This is a genomic window from Ruegeria sp. BF7, assembly GCF_056538605.1.
On sequence record NZ_JBQFTM010000001.1, the window covers coordinates 513,866 to 534,673 of the forward strand.

General features: G+C 58.6%; 16 protein-coding genes and 1 tRNA gene. 11 read left to right on the forward strand and 6 right to left on the reverse strand.

Annotation, left to right across the window (positions count from 1 at the left end; all coding sequences use genetic code 11):
* Window positions 1–12 precede the first annotated feature (12 nt).
* From ACR0IK_RS02550 to ACR0IK_RS02565, 4 genes are all read left to right on the forward strand, one after another.
* Window positions 13–939: a methylenetetrahydrofolate reductase gene (locus tag ACR0IK_RS02550; protein ID WP_480640349.1), complete on the forward strand. Its 927-nt coding sequence runs from the start codon at window positions 13–15 to the stop codon at window positions 937–939.
* A gap of 9 nt (window positions 940–948) precedes the next feature.
* Window positions 949–2,001, forward strand: a complete 1,053-nt coding sequence (locus ACR0IK_RS02555) for a methyltetrahydrofolate cobalamin methyltransferase (RefSeq protein WP_480640350.1) — start codon at window positions 949–951, stop codon at window positions 1,999–2,001.
* 128 nt (window positions 2,002–2,129) lie between these two features.
* Window positions 2,130–2,957: a polyphosphate kinase 2 family protein gene (locus ACR0IK_RS02560; protein WP_480588951.1), complete on the forward strand. Its 828-nt coding sequence runs from the start codon at window positions 2,130–2,132 to the stop codon at window positions 2,955–2,957.
* 64 nt (window positions 2,958–3,021) lie between these two features.
* Window positions 3,022–3,095: transfer RNA gene (locus ACR0IK_RS02565), tRNA-Gly, on the forward strand.
* Between the two features lies 1 nt (window position 3,096).
* On the opposite strand, the gene ACR0IK_RS02570 is transcribed toward ACR0IK_RS02565, so the two are convergent.
* Window positions 3,097–3,954 (reverse strand): class I SAM-dependent methyltransferase, encoded by an 858-nt coding sequence (locus tag ACR0IK_RS02570; protein ID WP_480640351.1) that lies wholly within the window; start codon window positions 3,952–3,954, stop codon window positions 3,097–3,099.
* 23 nt (window positions 3,955–3,977) lie between these two features.
* Window positions 3,978–6,020: an ASKHA domain-containing protein gene (locus tag ACR0IK_RS02575; protein ID WP_480588947.1), complete on the reverse strand. Its 2,043-nt coding sequence runs from the start codon at window positions 6,018–6,020 to the stop codon at window positions 3,978–3,980.
* A 217-nt stretch (window positions 6,021–6,237) separates the two neighbouring features.
* Between ACR0IK_RS02575 and guaB the strand changes: the two genes are divergently transcribed.
* The 3 genes from guaB to ACR0IK_RS02590 all read left to right on the forward strand — a co-directional run bounded on the left by guaB (window position 6,238) and on the right by ACR0IK_RS02590 (window position 11,333).
* Window positions 6,238–7,686 (forward strand): IMP dehydrogenase, encoded by a 1,449-nt coding sequence (guaB, locus tag ACR0IK_RS02580; RefSeq protein ID WP_480640352.1) that lies wholly within the window; start codon window positions 6,238–6,240, stop codon window positions 7,684–7,686.
* Window positions 7,687–7,779: 93 nt separating this feature from the next.
* Window positions 7,780–8,937: an RsmB/NOP family class I SAM-dependent RNA methyltransferase gene (locus tag ACR0IK_RS02585; RefSeq protein ID WP_480588943.1), complete on the forward strand. Its 1,158-nt coding sequence runs from the start codon at window positions 7,780–7,782 to the stop codon at window positions 8,935–8,937.
* Window positions 8,938–9,041: 104 nt separating this feature from the next.
* A complete protein-coding gene (locus ACR0IK_RS02590; RefSeq protein ID WP_480588941.1) occupies window positions 9,042–11,333 on the forward strand; it encodes a hybrid sensor histidine kinase/response regulator in 2,292 nt (763 codons plus the stop codon).
* On the opposite strand, the gene ACR0IK_RS02595 is transcribed toward ACR0IK_RS02590, so the two are convergent.
* Window positions 11,330–11,923: a sulfotransferase family 2 domain-containing protein gene (locus tag ACR0IK_RS02595; RefSeq protein WP_480640353.1), complete on the reverse strand. Its 594-nt coding sequence runs from the start codon at window positions 11,921–11,923 to the stop codon at window positions 11,330–11,332. The two genes, ACR0IK_RS02590 and ACR0IK_RS02595, sit on opposite strands and share 4 nt — an antisense overlap.
* A gap of 192 nt (window positions 11,924–12,115) precedes the next feature.
* On the opposite strand from ACR0IK_RS02595, the gene recA reads away from it, so the two are divergent.
* The 4 genes from recA (at window position 12,116) to ACR0IK_RS02615 (ending at window position 17,260) form a co-directional block, all read left to right on the forward strand.
* Window positions 12,116–13,183, forward strand: coding sequence for a recombinase RecA (gene recA, locus ACR0IK_RS02600; RefSeq protein WP_480588937.1), 1,068 nt, complete (start codon window positions 12,116–12,118; stop codon window positions 13,181–13,183).
* Window positions 13,184–13,321: 138 nt separating this feature from the next.
* Window positions 13,322–15,991 (forward strand): alanine--tRNA ligase, encoded by a 2,670-nt coding sequence (gene alaS, locus ACR0IK_RS02605; protein ID WP_480640354.1) that lies wholly within the window; start codon window positions 13,322–13,324, stop codon window positions 15,989–15,991.
* A gap of 1 nt (window position 15,992) precedes the next feature.
* Entirely contained in the window at window positions 15,993–16,280 is a 288-nt protein-coding gene (locus ACR0IK_RS02610; protein ID WP_480640355.1) for a DUF1330 domain-containing protein, read from the forward strand.
* 452 nt (window positions 16,281–16,732) lie between these two features.
* Window positions 16,733–17,260, forward strand: a complete 528-nt coding sequence (locus ACR0IK_RS02615) for a transglutaminase-like cysteine peptidase (protein WP_480640356.1) — start codon at window positions 16,733–16,735, stop codon at window positions 17,258–17,260.
* A gap of 139 nt (window positions 17,261–17,399) precedes the next feature.
* On the opposite strand, the gene ACR0IK_RS02620 is transcribed toward ACR0IK_RS02615, so the two are convergent.
* From ACR0IK_RS02620 to ACR0IK_RS02630, 3 genes are all read right to left on the reverse strand, one after another.
* Window positions 17,400–18,113 (reverse strand): hypothetical protein, encoded by a 714-nt coding sequence (locus ACR0IK_RS02620; RefSeq protein ID WP_480640357.1) that lies wholly within the window; start codon window positions 18,111–18,113, stop codon window positions 17,400–17,402.
* A gap of 458 nt (window positions 18,114–18,571) precedes the next feature.
* Window positions 18,572–20,389: a translational GTPase TypA gene (gene typA / locus ACR0IK_RS02625; protein WP_480588927.1), complete on the reverse strand. Its 1,818-nt coding sequence runs from the start codon at window positions 20,387–20,389 to the stop codon at window positions 18,572–18,574.
* A gap of 76 nt (window positions 20,390–20,465) precedes the next feature.
* On the reverse strand, window positions 20,466–20,801 hold the full coding sequence (locus ACR0IK_RS02630) for an SMR family transporter (protein ID WP_480588925.1): 336 nt from the start codon (window positions 20,799–20,801) through the stop codon (window positions 20,466–20,468).
* Between the last annotated feature and the right edge of the window lie 7 nt (window positions 20,802–20,808).

The window sequence follows — 20,808 nt, forward strand, 5'->3', positions numbered from 1 at the left end:
TGGGAGGCCGCTATGGCTTTGCTGAACTTCAAGAAACGTGATGCGGTCGAAAAGGCCCCGGTTAACCCCACCGTCGAAGCCTTTCTGCAGGGCTATTCGGTTGAGGTGATGCCACGTACCGCCGAGAAAGTCGATGACTTCCGCGCGTTGCTGCCCGAAGGCACCCGCGTCTACATCGCCCATATCGAGGGCACCCCGATCGAGGACATGGTCAAGACCGCCAAGCGGATCGCGGCCGAAGGCTATCCGGTCATGCCGCACTTCCCGTCACGGATCATCAAGGACGCGGCAACCCTGGAGAACTGGATCTCGATGTATCAGGGCGAAGCGGGCGTCGACCAAGCGCTGCTGCTGGCTGGAGGTGTCGCCAAGCCGCACGGCGCGTTCGACAGCTCGATGCAACTGCTGGAGACCGGCCTGTTCGACAAGGCGGGCTTCAAGCGCCTGCACGTTGCTGGTCACCCCGAGGGCAACAAGGACATCGATCCGGATGGTTCGACCAAGAACGTTGACGACGCGCTGCGCTGGAAACAGAAGTTCTCGGAAACCACCGATGCGGAAATGGCGCTGGCGACTCAGTTCGCATTTGACGCCAAGCCGATCATTGCGTGGGCGGACGGTCTGAAAGAGGCGGGAATCGATCTGCCGATCCATATCGGTATCGCGGGCCCGGCCAAGCTACAGACCCTGATCAAGTTCGCCGTCGCTTGCGGTGTTGGCCCGTCGCTGAAGGTTCTGCAGAAGCGCGCCATGGACGTGTCCAAGCTGCTGCTGCCCTACGAGCCGATGGATGTTGTCACCGAACTGGCCAACCACAAGGCGGCCAATCCGGATTTCAACATCACCAACGTGCATTTCTTCCCGCTTGGCGGTATCAAGACCAACGCCAACTGGGCAATCGAAAACGGCGGCGCCTCGGCAAAGCCTGTAAACTCCTAAGGAACGGACATGACCCGTACAGTCGTAGAATCAAAAACAAAAACCGCCGTTCTGGGCTTTGACGAACCGTTCTGCGTGATCGGTGAGCGGATCAACCCCACCGGTCGCAAGAAGCTGGCCGCTGAACTGGAAGCAGGCGATTTCTCGACCGTCGAGAAAGACGCCATTGCTCAGGTCGCGGCTGGCGCAACCGTTCTGGATATCAACGCGGGCGTTGTCTACAACTCGAACCCCAACCCGAACGAGACCGAGCCGCCGCTGATGACCAAGATCGTCGAGCTGGTTCAGGGTCTGGTTGAAGTCCCGCTGTGCATCGACTCGTCGGTTCCGGGTGCGCTGGAAGCCGGTCTTGAGGCCGCCGAAGGCCGCCCGCTTCTGAACTCGGTCACAGGCGAAGAAGATCGTCTGGAACTGGTTCTGCCGCTGGTCAAGAAATACAACGTTCCTGTTGTTGCGATCTCGAACGACGACACCGGCATCTCGGAAGACCCAGATGTTCGTTTCGAAGTAGCCCGCAAGATCGTTGAACGTGCCGCCGATTTCGGCATCCCCGCGCATGATATCGTAGTCGACCCGCTGGTGATGCCGATCGGTGCAATGGCAACTGCAGGCCAGCAGGTGTTTGCTCTGGTCCGCCGTCTGCGCGAGGAACTGGGCGTGAACACCACCTGCGGCGCGTCCAACGTCTCGTTCGGTCTGCCGAACCGCCACGGCATCAACAACGCCTTTCTGCCGATGGCTATGGGTGCTGGCATGACTTCGGCGATCATGAACCCGGTGGCTCTGCCGGTGACGCAGAAGAAGATTGCCGAGAAGAAAGAGGCCGTGGCTGCTGCTGGTATCATCCTGCCCGACGGCATGGACGACGAGGCATTCGTTCAGATGTTCGGTCTGGGCTCGACATTGCCCCGCGCTGGTAAGGAAATGGAGGCCATCCGCGCCGCCAACTTGCTGACCAACAACGATCCGCATGGCGGTGAGTGGATCAAGTTCAACAAATCGCCTGAAGAGGCCGGTGCCGCAGGCGGTCGTCGCGGAGGTGGCCGTCGCCGTCGCGCTTGATCTCAACATCAATGTGATCAAAGGCCGGGCCATTTGCCCGGCCTTTTTCATTTTGACCCTGATCAATGCCGGGTATTGTCGGGCTTGCGACAATGGCACGACCCCAGCAGCAAAAACCAGGTGTTTTCATGAGCAAACATTACCCCCCGAAATTGGCGGATGTAGACCTGAGCAAACGTCTGAGCAAGCATGACTATTTCGAAAAACTTGTCGATCTTCAGGCGCAGCTGGCGCTGATTCAGCAGGCGTTTCTGTTTCACGGCGTGAAGGGCGTGCTTGTTTTTGAGGGTTGGGATGCCGCAGGCAAGGGCGGTACGATCCGCCGGATCAGCCAGGCGCTGGACCCGCGCAGTTTCAAGGTCTGGCCTATTGGTGCGCCGCGCAACTATTACCTGAACCGACACTACCTGCTGCGGTTCTGGGAAAGACTGCCCCCCGAAGGCGCCATCTCGGCCTTTGACCGCAGTTGGTACGGCCGGGTGCTGGTCGAGCGGCTTGAAAAGTTCACACCGGAAGAGCGTTGGCGGGCCGCCTATCGTGAGATCAACGACTTCGAGCGGATGCTGGCGGACGACGGCACCCGGATCGTAAAGCTGTTTTTCCACATCTCTCCGGACGAGCAGATGGCGCGTTTCACCGAGCGTTTGCGCAACCCGGTGAAGCGGTGGAAACTCACCTATGAAGATTTTCGCAACCGAGAGAGGTGGGCAGAGGCTGAAGTAGCGGTGGATGAGATGCTGGCACGGACTTCGACCGAAATTGCGCCATGGCATGTTGTGCCGGCAAACAACAAAAAATACGCTAGAATCAGTGCAATGAAGGCAATTGTTGAGGCCTTTTCCAGAGGCATTGATCTCAGTCCCCAGCATCTGGACAAAAAAACTCTGGACGCAGCCTGCGAAGCCTTGGATGTTGACCAGTCCCTGATCGACAGCCTGCGCGCCCGGACCGAGTAATTTCGGACCGCTGCTGAAACGCGCTTGAAGTCGCTCGGTGGGCAGTGTTATCCAGCCCTACGCCGCGGGTATGATGTAATGGTAGCCTGTCAGCTTCCCAAGCTGAACGCGCGGGTTCGATTCCCGCTACCCGCTCCAATCACTCGGATCGGCGTGCCTGAAACAGGTTTATGACTGCCGGGATGCAGGTTTCCGTTCCGATTTGCAGGCGATTGAACTCTGCGACAACGTCTTTCTGGATGGCCTGAACGTCCTGCTCATCCCCATCGAAATGCGCGATGACCCGAGCGGCCGGCCCGACGCGTGTACACAATATTGCAGTGCCTTCAACGCCGTTGACGCCCTGCAGTTTCAAAGGGATGCCCTCGGCCTTCACATCAGACAATCCGGCCTGAACCATCATTCCCTTGACATGGTCAAGGTCGTGGAATGCAAGGGGACCAGGTGCATAGCGGTCCACGCGCGGAGGCTGACCCAATCGTTTGACGGCTGCGATATGAGGCACGCGGAACCATGGGTTCTCGGCCAGAGGGCCCCATGCCGCGAAAGTCATTTGAGCACCGGGTTTTAGCGCCTTGGCGATATTGGAGAATGCGGCCACGGAATCGCTGAAGAACATGACACCGAACCGCGAGATCGCCGCATCCATCTGATCGGGGTCGAAGCTATGTGTCTGCGCGTCTGCATACTGGAACTGAATGTTGTCCAGCCCGTCTTCGGCAGCGCGTGTTGCAGCGCGATCCAGAAAGGGTTGAGAGATATCGACAGCCAGTACACGCCCGTCCGGCCCGACCTGCCGGGCTGCGGCAAGGGTGCTGACACCCGTGCCGCAACCGATATCCAGAACCTTCATTCCGGCAGACAGATCAGCCTTGTTCAGAACCAGATCCAGAACAGGCGCAAAGGCATGGTCTAACTGATCTTCATAGGTCAGCCATTTGGTGCCGTTATCAGACCGGCCCCAATACTCGGCCTGTTCTTCGTTTGCTGACGTCATTATTGCCCCCGTGGTTGGGGCGACTATGACCTCCTGCGGCGACGGCGGCCAGACTTTTCCTCATCTCCGCCGGTGTTGAACGAGGGCGCGGGCAGGGTGACCACCTGCGCCAGTTCCGGGAAGGGGTCGGTTTTGTGCGGAATCGCGTTTGCGGCGACGAAATGATCCTGGAACTTGGGCTCGATGGCGGTTTCGACCTTGGTGATCTCGCGCACGACGCGTTCAATCTCGGTCCGGGCTCCGATGTTGCACAGAGCGATCCGCGCACCGGTGCCAGCAGCGTTACCCGCACTGGACACCTTGTCCAGTGGCGCATCGGGGATCATACCCAGAACCATCGCATGTTTGGTTGAGATATGGGCCCCGAAAGCACCGGCTAGGACAACGCGATCGACTTTATCGACCTCCATAACGTCCATCAGCAGCCGTGCACCGGCGTATAGCGCGGATTTGGCCAGTTGGATGGCGCGGATGTCGCCTTGGGTCACGGTAATGCGCGGGCCACCCTCGGCGCTGGCATCGTGGATCAGATAGGCGTGGGTTCGGCCTTCGGGAACGCAGCGCACGGTACCGGTTTGCGCGGCCGAGCCGATCAGGCCACTTTCGTCCAACAGCCCGGCGATGCGCATCTCGGCCACGGCCTCGATAATGCCGGAACCGCAAATGCCGGTGATGCCAGTGGTGGCAACGTCCTGATCGAAGCCTTCCTCGTCGGACCACTTGTCGGACCCGATCACACGGAAGCGGGGTTCCTTGGTCACAGGGTCGATCTCGATCCGCTCAATCGCACCAGGTGCGGCACGCTGACCGGAACTGATCTGGGCGCCTTCGAATGCCGGACCAGTAGGCGAGGAGCAGGCCAGAACCCGGCTCTTGTTGCCCAGCAGGATTTCGGCGTTGGTACCCACGTCCACGATCAGCACGAGGTCTTCGGATTTGCCCGGCTCTTCCGACAACGCAACGGCGGCGCAGTCGGCCCCAACGTGACCCGCAATACAAGGCAGGATATAGATCTGCGCGCGCGGGTTCATTTTGTTCAGGTCCATCTCACGCGCGGGCAGAGAGATGCTTTCCGAGGTTGCCAGTGCAAACGGTGCCTGGCCCAGTTCGACCGGGTCCAAACCCAGCAGCAGGTGGTGCATGACCGGGTTACAGACGAAAACGGTCTCAACGATCAGCGCAGCGTCGATCCCGGCTTCCTCGGCGATAGAAACAGTCAGGTCGTTGATCGCTTCGCGCACGGCCCGGGTCATTTCCTGATCACCGCCGGGGTTCATCATCGCGTATGAGACGCGGCTCATGAGGTCTTCGCCGAAGCGGATTTGCGGGTTCATCAGGCCCGAGGACGCCTTGACCTGACCAGTTTCCAGATCGGTCAGGTGCGCAGCGACGGTGGTCGAGCCGAGGTCGATCGCCAGACCGTACAGCCCGTGTTCATGCAAGCCGGGCCAGATTTCGACGATCCGAGCAACTTCATCCTTATGGCCTTTGTGAACGGCCACGGTGACCTCCCATTTGCCCTTACGCAGCACAGGTTGCAGCTTGGACATCAGCGACAGATCGGCGGTGACGGTCTCGATGTTCCACTGTTGGCGGAGGGCGCGTTCCAGACGTTCCAGATCGCCGGTGGGCGAGTGCATGTCGGGCTCTTCCACGACAACGAAATACAGGCGCGTTGCCGGGTCCATGGTGATGGCGCGCGCAGCGGCGGCCTTGCGGACTACCTGACGGTGGACCTGGCTTTCGGGCGGTACGTCGATCACGATGTTCCCCTGAACGGTGGCCTGACAGCCCAGACGGCGGCCTGGTTTCAACCCGCGCTTGTCGTCATAACGCTGCTCAACCGCGTTCCATTCGCTCAGCGCGCCTTCGGAAACGGTCACGCCGTGCTTGGGAAACTCGCCATAGCTGGGCGTAATCTGACATTTCGAGCAAATCCCACGCCCGCCGCAAACCGAATCCAGGTCGACGCCCAACTGCCGGGCGGCGGTCAGAACCGGGGTGCCAACGGGGAAATGTCCGCGTTTGCCTGAAGGAGTAAAGACTACAAGGGGGTCGGTGGTCATATCTGGCCTGCCTTTGGTATTCGCGCGTATGCCGGGCAAGATATGGGTTTGCGCGCAAAGGGAAAGGGCATTCAGCGGCACGTTTTGTATGGGTTGCGTCTTTTTTTGGTGCTGCACCGGCCCGCAAAGGAAAACTAGTTTAGGTCAGGGGCTTTTCCTTGGGTTAAATCCATGTAATAGGGTCACCGCCAAACGGGCTTTTGCATGGGGTTAGCAGATGCAGATTCGTGAGGCACTTACCTTTGACGATGTTCTTTTGGTTCCGGCGTCCTCGTCGGTACTGCCGGCAACGGCGAATACAAGCACGCGCGTGACGCGGGCGATCACCATGAACATCCCGCTGCTTAGCTCGGCCATGGATACGGTGACCGAGGCGCGCATGGCCATCGCAATGGCCCAGGCCGGAGGCCTCGGCGTCATCCACAAGAACCTGTCGGTTGAAGAGCAGTCGCGCGAGGTTCGCCGGGTCAAGCGGTTTGAATCCGGTATCGTCTACAACCCGGTCACGCTGCGCGCGGATCAGACGCTGGCGGATGCCAAGGCCCTGGTTGAGCGCTACAACTTCACCGGTTTCCCCGTGGTTGATGAAGAGGGTCGCGTGGTCGGCATCGTGACCAACCGGGACATGCGTTTTGCAACCTCGGATGACCAGCCGATCCGGGCGATGATGACCACTGACAATCTGGCCATGCTGCAGGAACCGGCCGATCTGGAAGAGGCCAAGAGCCTGATGAAAGCCCGCCGCATTGAAAAGCTTCTGGTCGTCGATGGCACAGGCAAGCTGACCGGTCTACTGACCCTGAAAGATACGGAACAGGCCGTGCTGAACCCCACCGCCTGCAAGGACTCGCTGGGTCGTTTGCGAGTGGCAGCGGCGACCTCGGTCGGGGATGCCGGGTTTGAGCGGTCCGAGCAACTGGTGGATTCTGGCGTCGATATCATCGTCGTCGACACAGCACATGGTCACTCTCAGGGTGTTCTGGATGCAGTGAAGCGCGTGAAATCCCTGTCGAACGAGGTTCAGATCATCGCCGGGAACGTAGCAACTGGCGATGCCACCAAGGCGCTGATCGATGCCGGGGCGGATGCCATCAAGGTCGGCATCGGGCCGGGATCGATCTGTACCACGCGCATGGTTGCCGGGGTCGGCGTGCCACAGCTGACGGCGATCATGGATTGTGCCACGGCAGCCGGAGATGTTCCTGTGATTGCCGATGGTGGCATCAAGTTCTCGGGTGATTTCGCCAAGGCAATTGCTGCGGGCGCGTCCTGTGCGATGGTCGGCTCGATGATTGCGGGCACCGATGAAAGCCCGGGCGAGGTGATCCTGTATCAGGGCCGTTCGTTCAAATCCTATCGCGGTATGGGCAGCCTTGGCGCCATGGCGCGCGGCTCGGCGGATCGTTACTTCCAGAAGGACGCGGCCAACGACAAGTTGGTGCCGGAAGGGATCGAAGGGCAGGTGCCCTACAAGGGGTCTGCCAGCGCCGTAGTGCATCAGTTGGTCGGCGGTCTGCGTGCAGCTATGGGTTATACCGGCTGTGCAACTGTTGAAGAGATGCGCAAAAACTGCAGTTTCGTTAAAATCACCGGCGCGGGACTGAAGGAAAGCCATGTACATGACGTGCAGATCACCCGCGAAAGCCCGAACTACCGGGTGATGTAACTTTGGGTTTCAAGGTGAACGGCGTCCGGAGCAGGGCGCCGTTTCGCATTTGTGGCTTTGGCAGCAGCCACGTTAACAGCATCGGAAGATATCATGACACCGGCCGCGCGTATTCAGGCTTCGATAGAAATCCTTGATGAGATTCTCTCTGGTGCGCCTGTCGAGAAATCCCTGACCAACTGGGCCCGCCGTAGCCGGTTCGCCGGGTCCATGGATCGGGCCGCGGTTCGGGACCATGTGTTTGCTGCGTTGCGGTGCAAACGATCCTTTGCGGCGCTGGGAGGGGCCGAGACAGGACGCGGCCTGATGATCGGATTCGTGCGCGCGTCCGGTGATCAACCGGACGATCTGTTTTCTGGTGCTCGACATGCACCCGAGATTCTGGCCGATAATGAGGCCGGACGCGATTTCGTTTCAGAGGCCGAGCAGTATGACATCCCCGATTGGCTCTGGCCCAGATTTCAGTCTTCGCTGGGGGATCAGGCGGTTTCGGTTGCGCAAGCCCTGCAACGCCGGGCGCCGGTGCATCTGCGGGTCAATCTTATCAAATCGGACGTCCCCGCGGCCATCGCTGCGCTGGCCGCCGATGGGATTGTCGCCACCGCACATTCCGCCTGCGACACAGCGCTAGAAGTCACCGAGGGCACGCGCAAGGTTGCGCAAAGCCGGGCTTATTCAGACGGGCTGGTCGAGCTTCAGGACGCAGCCAGTCAAGCCGTTGTCGCGGCCCTGGACCTACAACCCGGGATGCGTGTGCTGGACTATTGCGCCGGCGGCGGCGGTAAGTCTCTGGCCCTGGCCGCGCAAAATGGGGTCTCGGTTTTTGCCCATGACGTGAACGCTGCTCGTATGCGCGACCTTCCGGCACGGTCGGAGCGGGCCGGTGCTCAGGTCGAGATCCTAACACCAGAGAAACTCGCGCAACACGCTCCATTCGACGTCGTTCTCGCGGATGCGCCGTGCTCCGGTAGCGGTTCGTGGCGGCGGGCTCCGGCGGGGAAATGGGCTTTGACCGAAAGCCGCTTGCAAGAGCTGACTGGAATTCAATCCTCCATTCTGGACAAGCTGTCGCCTATGATCGCGCCCAGTGGTGTTCTGGCCTATGCGACCTGTTCGATGCTGGACGCCGAAAACGGTGATATTGTCGACGATTTCCTGCGCAAACACCCGGAATGGTCCGACGTTTTTCGAAAAACGTGGCTTGTCTCCCACGGTACGGACGGTTTCTTCACGTCACACTTGACGCGATAGAGCATCAGATCATAGCAACTTAAAGGAGAGTTCCCGGTTTCTTTTAAGCGGGCATTAACCTTATTTGGGCTGACTGCGTGAAAGCCCACTGACCTGAGTTGTTTATGACTAATACCACGGAAGTTTTCTCGGATCCGTCGTTTCAAAATGCCCCGTCCGGTTTGCGACTTGCCCCTTTGGTCGTGGTCGGCGCGCTGCTGAGCCTTTCGCCTGTTGTGGGGCTAGTGCCTCAGTTGTGGCACACTGGTTTCGTTGTGGCTGGCGTATCTTTGCTGGCGGCAAGTTTTCTGGTGGTGCTGCGGGGAAAGATCGTGGACCATCTGACGCAGCAGGCGATAAAAACGATGGCGGTTTTTGCTGAACAGGATTTGTTTCCCTGCATCATCGCAAACGCTCAGGGTGACATTCTCGCTGCCAACCCCGAGGCACGAAACCGGTTTCAGGCTGTTCCGGGTGCGCGGTTGGAGGGCTGCCTGAAGTCCATGTTTGCAAATCCTGCGGCGGTTCTGTTGCGGCTTCAGTCGAAGGCTGAGATCCACGGCAAAGCGCGGGAAGACATCGTGACCGTCGGATCGACCGTCCCGGTTTCGGTTTTCGACGTTGGCAACGGTCAGTATTGCTGGCGTTTTCATCTGGATACCCCAGGGCAGTGGGATGAGGTCGTTGTTCCAGTCTTGACCGAAGGTCGCAATGGCATGCTGCTGAGGGTCAACGTCGCGGCGGCCCATTTGCTTGGGCACAGGCCGGATACGTTGCAACAGGTCCTTTCAAGCGACCCCGGACCACAAGGTGATATCATGCAGGTTCAAACGGCAAATGGATCGGTTTCTGCCGCCGTATGCGAGCTCAACCGGTCCGGCACTGTGCGCGACCTGCTTGTGCTGCCGACAGAGGCCGCAGGCCATGCCGGCAGCGGGGCCTCTTTTGCCGATTTGCCGGTTCCGATCGTACGCTTTGCGCCCGACGGCCGGATTCTCGAGGCCAACCGGCTGGCTGTGAAACTGATCGGAGAAGTTGAGCCTGGCGAAACCAATGCCGACCAGATCATGCATGGACTTGGCTATCCAGTGTTGGATTGGCTGGCGCGCACAGCTGCTCAGGAACCGGCGGTGCGGTCCGAGTTCCTTCGCTTGACCCGTCAGGACAAGGAGGTGTTCGTACAGGTCACACTGAACCGGGTGGTGAATGACGGACAGGTCCAGCTGATTGCAGTGTTAAACGATGCAACCGAGCTCAAGACGCTTGAGGCGCAGTTCGTGCAGGGACAAAAGATGCAGGCGGTCGGGCAATTGGCCGGAGGCGTAGCCCATGATTTCAACAACTTGTTGACGGCCATATCGGGTCATTGCGATCTGCTGTTGCTGCGCCATGACCAAAACGACCCGAACTATGGGGACCTCGTACAAATCAACCAGAACGCCAACCGGGCTGCGGCTCTGGTCAGTCAGTTGCTGGCGTTTTCGCGGAAACAGACGCTTCAGCCCGAAGTGCTGGATCTGCGGGATACGATCTCGGATCTGATTCACCTGCTGAACCGGCTGGTGGGCGAGAAAGTCCGCCTGATCCTCAGCCACGATCCGGTTTTGAAACCCGTGCGGGCAGACAAACGGCAACTGGAACAGGTGCTGATGAACCTCGTCGTGAATGCACGAGATGCCATGCCCGATGGCGGCGAAGTGCGGATCGAGACCGAGGTTGTGGTGCTGACCGACCCAGTCACGCGCGACCGTGCCACGGTTCAGCCTGGCGAATATGTCACTGTCAGGGTGATCGACAGTGGCGTCGGTATCCCCGCGGACAAGCTGCAAAAGGTGTTCGAACCGTTTTATACCACCAAACGCACAGGGGAAGGCACCGGTCTGGGATTGTCGACAGTATATGGGATCGTCAAGCAAACCGGAGGCTTCATTTTTGTCGACAGCCTTCAGGGGCATGGAACGGAATTCATCGTCTACCTCCCTGTCTCCGTCGCCTCAACAGAAGCCCAGCCGGATTCGATGCCCGTCGCTGACACGCAATCCGCCCGACAGGGCGAAGGGGTTGTTCTGCTGGTCGAAGACGAAGCGCCGGTGCGGGCTTTTGCAACACGTGCGCTGCGGTTGAAAGGGTATACGGTGCTTGAGGCCGAGTCGGCGGAAGAGGCGCTGCGTCTGCTGGAGGACGGCGCGCTAAATGTCGATGTCTTTGTCACCGATGTGGTTATGCCCGGGATGGATGGGCCGACCTGGGTGCGTAAGGCGATGGAGAAACGACCGGAAACAAGGGTGATCTTCATGTCCGGCTATACCGAGGGAGCCTTTGGCGATTCCGGACCCGAGATCGCAAACTCCGCCTTCCTGCCCAAGCCGTTCTCGCTGAACCAACTGACCGAGGCGGTGTTTCAACAGATCAACTAAAGCGCCGCCTCGTGGCAAGCGAATTCGGCCTTGTGTCGATTGCGAAACTTGCGCTCCGTCTCGGGCGTCAGCAACAGCTCGCGATGGGGTGAGACATTTTCCTGTTTCAGATCGATCTGCGTGTTCAGCCGATGTTGCAGGAAACCCACGATCTTGTCCTGGTTTTCATATTTAAAGACGTGGCTGGCACCAAATCCGTTGCTCCGGGTGCGAAAAAATTGGCTCTGGCTGCCCACATCGGCAAACTCGGGGCGCGGGGTTTGCATATAGGCTTGCACAAAGTCATCAAAGCTGAGGTCGCGCGTGGAATGCGGATGTCCGATCCGATCATCCCGGCTGCGAAATCTGTACCAACTGCCCAGCCAATCGATTGGTTCGCGCACGACCGCCATGATTTCCATTTCGGTGTCGTACATTTTCCGAAAGATGTTCTGAAAAAAGCGGTCAAAGCGCCGCACGGGGGCGTGTTTCAGCTCTGGAGGGTCGGTTACGACAAAGTCGGCGCGGTCGCGCAGGGCGGTGTGATATGCCGTGCTGCCTGTTTTGGGGACAGCCAGAAACGCAAGGCGTTCCTTATAGAAAACAAGCATTTAGTCGCCCCTCATCAGTCTTTGTTATTGTCGTAGATTGGCGTAAACGACTCTTTAACACAATTGATGAACAGTAAGTATTGTAAGTTTTAGTTGAAATGTTCTCTTTTTGATCTCATAAGGAACAAGAGGCGAACAAAGCAGCGATTGCCGCCCGTTCAAGGGTGTGACAAAAGGGAAGGCGACAGGACAATGGCGGATCTTCTGACGATGAGCGACAAGAAAAACGCAGACAAGCAAAAGGCGCTCGACAGCGCGCTGGCGCAGATCGAACGGCAGTTCGGCAAGGGATCGATCATGAAGCTGGGCGAGGACGCCAAGCAAGATATCGATGCAAGCTCGACCGGTTCACTGGGTCTGGACATCGCGCTGGGGATTGGCGGTCTGCCGATGGGTCGGATTGTTGAAATTTACGGCCCGGAGAGTTCGGGCAAGACGACGCTGACGCTGCATTGCATTGCCGAACAGCAGAAACGTGGCGGTGTCTGTGCGTTCGTTGACGCGGAACACGCGCTTGACCCGCAATATGCGCGCAAGCTGGGTGTAGATCTTGATGAGTTGCTGATTTCCCAGCCCGACACCGGCGAACAGGCGCTCGAAATTACCGACACGCTGGTTCGTTCGGGTGCGGTGAATATGGTCGTGGTCGACTCGGTGGCGGCGCTAACGCCGAAATCGGAACTTGAGGGCGATATGGGCGACAGCAGCGTAGGTGTTCAGGCCCGCCTGATGAGCCAGGCGATGCGCAAGCTGACTGGCTCGATCAGCCGCTCGAACTGCATGGTAATCTTCATCAACCAGATTCGGATGAAGATTGGCGTGATGTTTGGCAGCCCGGAAACCACGACCGGTGGTAATGCGCTGAAATTCTACAGCTCGGTCCGTCTGGATATTCGGCGCATCGGCGCGATCAAGGACCGGGACGAAGTTGTCGGCAACCAGACCCGCGTCAAGGTCGTGAAGAACAAGGTGGCACCGCCCTTCAAGCAGGTGGAATTCGACATCATGTATGGCGAAGGCATCAGCAAAATGGGCGAGCTGCTGGATCTGGGCGTCAAGGCCGGTGTGGTCGAAAAGTCGGGATCGTGGTTCAGCTATGGCGACGAGCGGATCGGGCAGGGTCGTGAGAACGCCAAACAATACTTGCGTGACAACAGCCGCGTCGCGCTTGAAATCGAAGACAAGATTCGCGCGGCCCATGGACTAGAATTCGACATGCCGCCCGGCGCGGCCGAAGATGACGATATACTCGAAGCCTAAAGCGCTCTGAGAATTCTGATTACAAGGTGGTCCCCTGGGCCGCCTTGTTTCGTTCGGCGCCTCCAATGCTGTGGACTATCCGCAGGGACGGGGATAAACCCGTTTCAACACAATATGATTGCGCGCTGAGAGAAGCTTATGCCCACGCTGAACGACATCCGATCGACCTTTCTGAACTACTTTGCCAAACAGGGGCATGAGGTGGTGGCATCCAGCCCTCTGGTCCCGCGCAATGACCCGACGCTGATGTTCGTGAACTCGGGCATGGTGCAATTCAAGAACCTGTTTACCGGTCTGGAAACGCGGGAATATCAGCGCGCGACCACGGCCCAGAAATGTGTGCGCGCGGGCGGCAAGCACAACGATCTGGACAATGTGGGTTACACCGCACGGCACCATACGTTCTTTGAGATGTTGGGGAATTTCTCATTCGGCGATTACTTTAAGAGCGACGCAATCCCCTTTGCGTGGGAACTGATCACCAAGGAGTTCGGCATCGACAAGAACCGCCTGCTGACGACGGTTTATCACACCGATGACGAGGCGTTCGAGATCTGGAAAAAAGTCGGTGTACCCGAAGATCGGATCATCCGCATCGCTACCAATGACAATTTCTGGCAGATGGGTCCGACCGGTCCTTGCGGCCCGTGCACCGAGATATTCTATGACCATGGCGATCACATCTGGGGTGGTCCTCCGGGTTCGGCCGAGGAAGACGGCGACAGGTTCATCGAAATCTGGAATATCGTTTTCATGCAGAACGAACAGTTCGAGGACGGCTCGATGGTCGAACTCGACATGCAGTCGATCGACACCGGCATGGGGCTGGAGCGGATCGGCGCGCTTTTGCAAGGCAGCCATGACAACTATGACACCGATCTGTTCAAGACGCTGATCGAGGCGTCGGCGGATGCGACCGGGGTTGATCCCTACGGCGACCAGAACGTCCATCACCGCGTCATCGCGGACCACCTGCGTTCGACCTCGTTCCTGATTGCGGATGGGGTGATGCCCAGCAATGACGGGCGCGGTTACGTGCTGCGCCGGATCATGCGCCGGGCTATGCGACACGCGCATCTGTTAGGGGCGAAAGATCCAGTCATGCATCGTCTGGTTCCGACGCTGGTGCAACTGATGGGCGCGCAGTATTCCGAACTGGGCCAGGCCCAGCCGCTGATCGAAGAGACACTTTTGCTGGAAGAAACACGTTTCAAGCAAACACTGGATCGCGGCCTGAAGCTGCTGGATGACGAGGTTGCGGGCCTGTCCGAAGGTGCGGCTCTGTCTGGTGATGCGGCGTTCAAGCTGTATGACACCTACGGTTTCCCGCTGGACTTGACGCAGGATGCGCTGCGCGAAAAAGGCCTGACTGTAGATACGGACGGTTTCGATGCTGCTATGGCCGAACAAAAAGCCAAGGCGCGTGCCGCCTGGGCCGGGTCGGGCGAAGCGGCCGATCAGGCCGTATGGTTTGACGTGATAGACGGTGCCGGGGCTACGGACTTCCTTGGCTACGATACCGAGAAAGCCGAAGGGCAGGTGGCCGCGCTGGTTGTTGACGGTGCACAGGTCGACAAGATCGATCAGGGTGGCACCGGCTGGGTTGTCGTCAATCAGACGCCTTTCTATGGCGAAGCCGGTGGTCAAGTTGGCGATACCGGTGAAATCCGGCGTCTCGAGAACATGCAGGATGTGGCGCAGGTTGAAGACACGCGCAAGTTCGCCGAAGGCAAGGTCTATGCGCATCGGGTGACGGTCAGCCAGGGTACGTTGTTGAAAGGCGACGCGGTCGAGCTAGCGGTCGATCACGCGCGCCGCACCGCGATCCGGGCCAACCACTCGGCCACGCACTTGCTGCACGAGGCGCTGCGCGAAACGCTGGGTGATCATGTTGCTCAGCGCGGGTCGCTGAACGCGTCGGACCGGCTGCGGTTCGACTTCAGTCATTCCAAGGCGCTGAGCCCCGAGGAGATCCAGAAAGTCGAACGCGAGGTGAATGAGTTCATCCGCCAGAACTCGACCGTCGAGACCCGGATCATGACGCCGGACGATGCACGGGGATTGGGGGCTCAGGCGCTGTTTGGTGAGAAATACGGCGACGAAGTTCGCGTGGTCTCTATGGGTAAGGCCCCGACGGGCAAGGGACATGACGGCAAAACCTGGTCGATCGAACTATGCGGCGGGACTCATGTGCGTCAGACTGGCGATATTGGCACGTTTGTTGTTCTGGGTGACAGCGCCAGCAGTGCCGGTGTTCGCCGGATTGAAGCACTGACCGGAGATGTGGCTTTTCGACATCTTTCGGCGCAAGATCAACGGCTTGGCCAAATTGCGAACGAGCTGAAGGCACAGCCGGACGATGTGGTGAGCCGGGTCAAGTCCTTGCTGGATGAGCGCAAAGCTCTGCAAAATGAAGTCGCTCAGCTGCGCCGCGATCTGGCGATGGCAGGCGGTTCCGGGCAGGGCGGTGCCGAAGCTCGCGACGTGAACGGAGTGCCATTCCTGGCACAGGCCCTGAGCGGCGTGTCTGGCAAAGACCTGCCCGCATTGATCGACGAACACAAAAGCCGGTTGGGCTCGGGCGCGGTTTTGCTGATTGCCGATGCCGGCGGCAAGGCTGCGGTTGCGGCCGGTGTGACTTCGGACCTGACAGATAAGGTATCGGCCGTTGATCTGGTCCGTGCCGCGGTAGTCGAACTGGGCGGCAAAGGCGGCGGCGGACGCCCCGATATGGCGCAGGGCGGTGGTCGTGATGCCTCGAATTCGGACGCAGCGATCAAAGCTGCTGAGCAAGTATTGGGAGGATAACATGCCTGCACTCTGGATAGCCCATGTCACCGTGACCGACGCCGAGGCCTATGGAAAATATGTCGAGTTGGCTGGCCCGGCGATTGCCAATCACGGGGGCGAGTTCATCGCCCGCGCGGCGCGTTACGTGCAGCTTGAAGGAAAAGAACGGCCCCGCAACGTGGTTGCCCGTTTTCCCTCGGTCGAAGCCGCGGTTGAGTGCTACGAATCCCCCGAATATCAGCGGGCACTGGACCACGCCCGTGGCGCCAGCGAGCGTGAATTGGTCGTTGTCGAGATCGCCGACTAGAATCACTTTGGCTAATTTATGCCAGATTCCGGCTGGTTGAGCGGAATTCAGCCAATGAATGGAGAAGGCAGCTTGGATAGCTGCCTGATCTTTTTCATTTCGGACTGCAGTCAAGCTTTTCAACCGTTTATCGCGGATGTCGGGTGAAAAGTTTACGTTAGGTCACCCTTAGATTGTGGCCAACATCTCTCAATTCTTGCCTGAAATGGTCTAAATGCGGGACGAATTTCCGCCTCTTTTCACTTGCAACCTCGCTGCAGATTGCGCAAACGGCACCGTGCACTGATAGTTAGCAAAACAAGCTACGGTCCCGTTTATCCGCAGTCGCGTGGATGAATATGGATCGAGGAACAGGCATGAAACCGTTAAGCACTGAGTTCAGAGCCGTTGTTGCGCGGTTGACCTCATCTGTGGGTCGACTGATCGCAGTCGCCGCGCTGGCGGTAGGCACTTTGGTCGCGGGCACCGCTGCAGATGCAAGCGAAGGCAACTTTCTGAAGATCGTTTCCGCATCGCCGCCGCCTTCGGGTGCGCGTCAATTATGTCGTCAGTACAGCTGGGCCTGTTCCGGTAAGGCCGCCGCATCCATGTCCAGCCAGCAGGAAATGCAGATAATCCAGCGGGTCAATCGCCAGGTCAACGCGACAACGCGTTCGGTGACGGATCAGTCGCAATATCGAACAGCTGAAAGGTGGGCGTTGCCGACGTCCCGGGGCGGAGATTGCGAAGACTTCGCCCTATTGAAGAAAAGAGATCTTATTCGTGCCGGTGTCGATCCGAGCAAATTGCTTATCGCGACTGTTTTGGATAGGCAGCGCAATTCTCATGCTGTTCTTGTGTACCGCTCGGCTGCAGGTGATCTGGTGTTGGACAATCTGACCGATAAAATCAAGCCATGGTCGGCAACGCGGTATTTGTTTCTTCGGATGCAGAACCCGCGGAAACCCAGTGGTTGGGTTGGGGTTTACAGCCGTAGCTAATACACTCCTGCTGAATACCCGGGTTGTTAAGGCAACGAAAAGGGCGACACGAGGGTCGCCCTATCCGTAATCAGGGTGTTTTCAGTTTGATACGGCTGCGCCGCACATCTTTTTGTGACGCAAGACCGCCGCGTTCCAATTAGAAAACACCGCCGCTGCCAGCACCACCTGAATTGCCGCCGCCGTCGCCGCCGCCAGTACCAGCGCCACCGGAATTGCCGCCACTACCGCTGTCATTGTTGCCGCCGTTGCCGTCACCGGTGTTGCCGCTACCGCCATTGTTGCCGCCGTTGCCGTTGCCGTCGTTGCCGCCGCTGCCATTGTTGCCGCCATTTCCGTTGCCGGAGTTGCCGCCATCACCGTTGTTGCCGCCGTTGCCGTTGCCGTCGTTACCGCCGCTGCCGTTGTTGCCGCCATTTCCGTTGCCGGAGTTGCCGCCATCACCGTTGTTGCCGCCGTTGCCGTTGCCGTCGTTACCGCCACCACCGTTGTTGCCGCCGTTGCCGTTTCCGGAATTACCGCCGCCGCCGTTGTTGCCGCCATTTCCGTTGCCGGAGTTACCGCCGCCGCCATTGTTGCCACCGCCGCCGTCATTGCCGTTGTCGCCGCCATCATTGCCGTTGTCGCCACCGTCATTGCCGTTGTCGCCACCGTCATTGCCTGTGGAAGATGGGCTACCATTGTCGCCGCTGGAACTGCCTGAATTAGAGTCAGTACCCTCACCATCGCGCGCAGATGCTGCGGAAGTGGCTGTTGGCAGGTCGGTCAGCACTGTAGCAAAAGCCGGACAGCTTTCCAGCGTTCGTGCCAGGATATCGTCGAAATCAGACCGCCGCTGAATGTACTTCAACATTCGGGTATCGACGATCGTGCAGGCACATAGAGTGTCTGTCGACACCGACTGCCGCGCCGTTTTGATGTTACATCTTTCTGCTAGCGCCGCACTGGCTGTGATCAGTGGGAATGTCGCTGAAACAAATACAATAGACAATAGTCGAGACTTCACGCGCATGGCGCCACTCCTTCAAAACTCGTTACACACTTTGCCGCACAAATTGCGGAGACACATTAAATGGTAATACTATCGTGCCACATTTATTCCTTTATTACATCCGTTTTTGGACACAATTTCAAGAGGAGTAATGGTAGAGTGGGCTTGAAAAATGCAACTTAAGGTAGAAATGAGCCAAGAAACAAAAAGTAAGCCCGCCAATCCGGCGGGCTGTACCGTGTATCAGTGGCATACTTTGGATGTAAATCTGCCACTGTTGTAGTATTGTTTCACATTTGTGAACGACGCCATTGTCAACCTTAGGCAGACTTAGCCATGCGTTTGCGTTCGTGCGGATCCAGAAAGCGTTTACGCAGGCGTACCGCGTTCGGTGTAACCTCGACCAGTTCGTCATCGTCGATATATGCGATAGCTTCTTCCAGCGAAAACTGAACATGAGGTGTCAGCCGGACCGCGTCGTCAGACCCGCTGGCGCGCACATTAGTAAGTTTTTTGCCTTTGAGCGGGTTCACCTCAAGGTCGTTGTCGCGTGAATGCTCGCCGATTACCATGCCCTGATAGACATCGGTCTGGGGGCCAACAAACATGCGGCCGCGCTCTTCGAGGTTCCACAGGGCATAAGCCACGGCCTGACCTTTCTCCATCGAGATCAGGACACCTGCACGACGGCCCGGGATCGGTCCTTTATGGGCCGCCCAGCCGTGGAACACGCGGTTCAACACACCGGTGCCGCGGGTGTCAGTCAGAAACTCGCCGTGGTAACCGATAAGGCCGCGTGACGGTACATGTGCGATGATCCGGGTCTTGCCAGCACCGGCGGGGCGCATCTCAACCAATTCGCCTTTGCGCGCACCAGTAACCTTTTCGATCACCGCGCCTGAAAACTCGTCGTCCACGTCGATGGTAACTTCTTCGATAGGCTCCATGCGCTGGCCGTCTTCGTCGCGAAACAGAACCTGCGGGCGCGAGATGCTGAGTTCAAAGCCTTCACGCCGCATATTCTCGATCAGAACGCCCATCTGCAATTCGCCGCGACCGGCAACCTCAAATGCCTCACCGCCGGGGGTGTCGGTGATGCGGATTGCCACGTTCGATTCGGCCTCTTTCATCAGGCGATCTCGGATGACACGCGACTGCACTTTCTTGCCATCACGACCGGCAAGAGGCGAATCGTTGATGCCAAAGGTCACGGTGATGGTCGGCGGATCGATGGGTTGGGCGGGCAGGGCCTCTTCAACCTGCGGCGACACTAGCGAGTCGGCTACTGTGGCCTTGCTCATGCCTGCGATGGTGACGATGTCACCGGCTTCGGCCACGTCGATGGGCTGTTGCGCCAGGCCACGGAAAGCCAGGATTTTCGAGGCGCGGAAGTTTTCGATCAGCGTTCCGTCACGGCTGAGCGCCTTGAGGCTGTCACCGGCTTTCAGCGTGCCGCTTTCCACGCGTCCGGTCAGGATGCGCCCGATGAACGGGTCACTGCCCAGCGTGGTGGCCAGCATCCGGAAGGGTTCGCCTTTTTTGTCGGCTTGTTTGGGCGCAGGGACGTGATCGACGATCAGGTCGAATAGGGCGTTCAGGTCCTTGCGGGGGCCGTCCAGCTCCATGTCAGCCCAGCCCGAACGGCCCGATGCGTACATGGCCGGAAAGTCCAGTTGATCATCGTCGGCACCGAGGTTTGCGAACAAGTCGAAACATTCGTCCAGCGCGCGGTCGGGTTCAGCGTCGGGCTTGTCGACCTTGTTCAGAACCACAATGGGACGCAGGCCAAGTGCCAGCGCCTTGGAGGTCACAAACTTGGTCTGAGGCATCGGGCCTTCGGCAGCATCGACAAGGAGGACCACGCCGTCGACCATGCTGAGAATGCGCTCGACCTCACCGCCGAAATCGGCGTGGCCGGGGGTATCGACGATGTTAATACGTGTGCCCTTCCACTCGACGCTGGTGGCCTTGGCGAGGATAGTGATCCCGCGCTCGCGCTCGAGGTCATTGCTGTCCATCGCACGTTCAGCGACGGCCTGATTTTCCCGGAACGCGCCGGATTGTTTGAGCAGCTCATCTACCAGGGTCGTCTTGCCGTGGTCCACGTGAGCGATGATTGCGATATTGCGCAGGTCCATGAGAGGTCAGCCTTTGAACGGGAAGTTGCCGCGCGCATAGCGCGGTTTTATCAAATAGGCCAGCCCTAACCGGAGATCAGTGGCCAGCGGTCTTGGAAAAAAGGTGAATGATCAGAATTCCGGTCAGAATCATCATAAGGCCAATGACTGCTGGCCAATCCAACCTCTGTCCAAAGACGATAAAGCCGATGATCGCGATGAAAACGATGCCAAGACCGGACCAGATCGCATAGACGATGCCGACTGGCATGAATTTTAGTGTCAGACCTAGCAGGTAGAAGGCGACGCCATAGCTGATAACGACCAGAACGGAGGGCCAGAGGCGGCTGAATTGTTGGCTGGCTTGCAGCGCGGTAGTGCCGATGGTCTCAGCAATGACCGCCAGAAAAAGGATCAGATAAGCGTGGGGCACGGTGCAT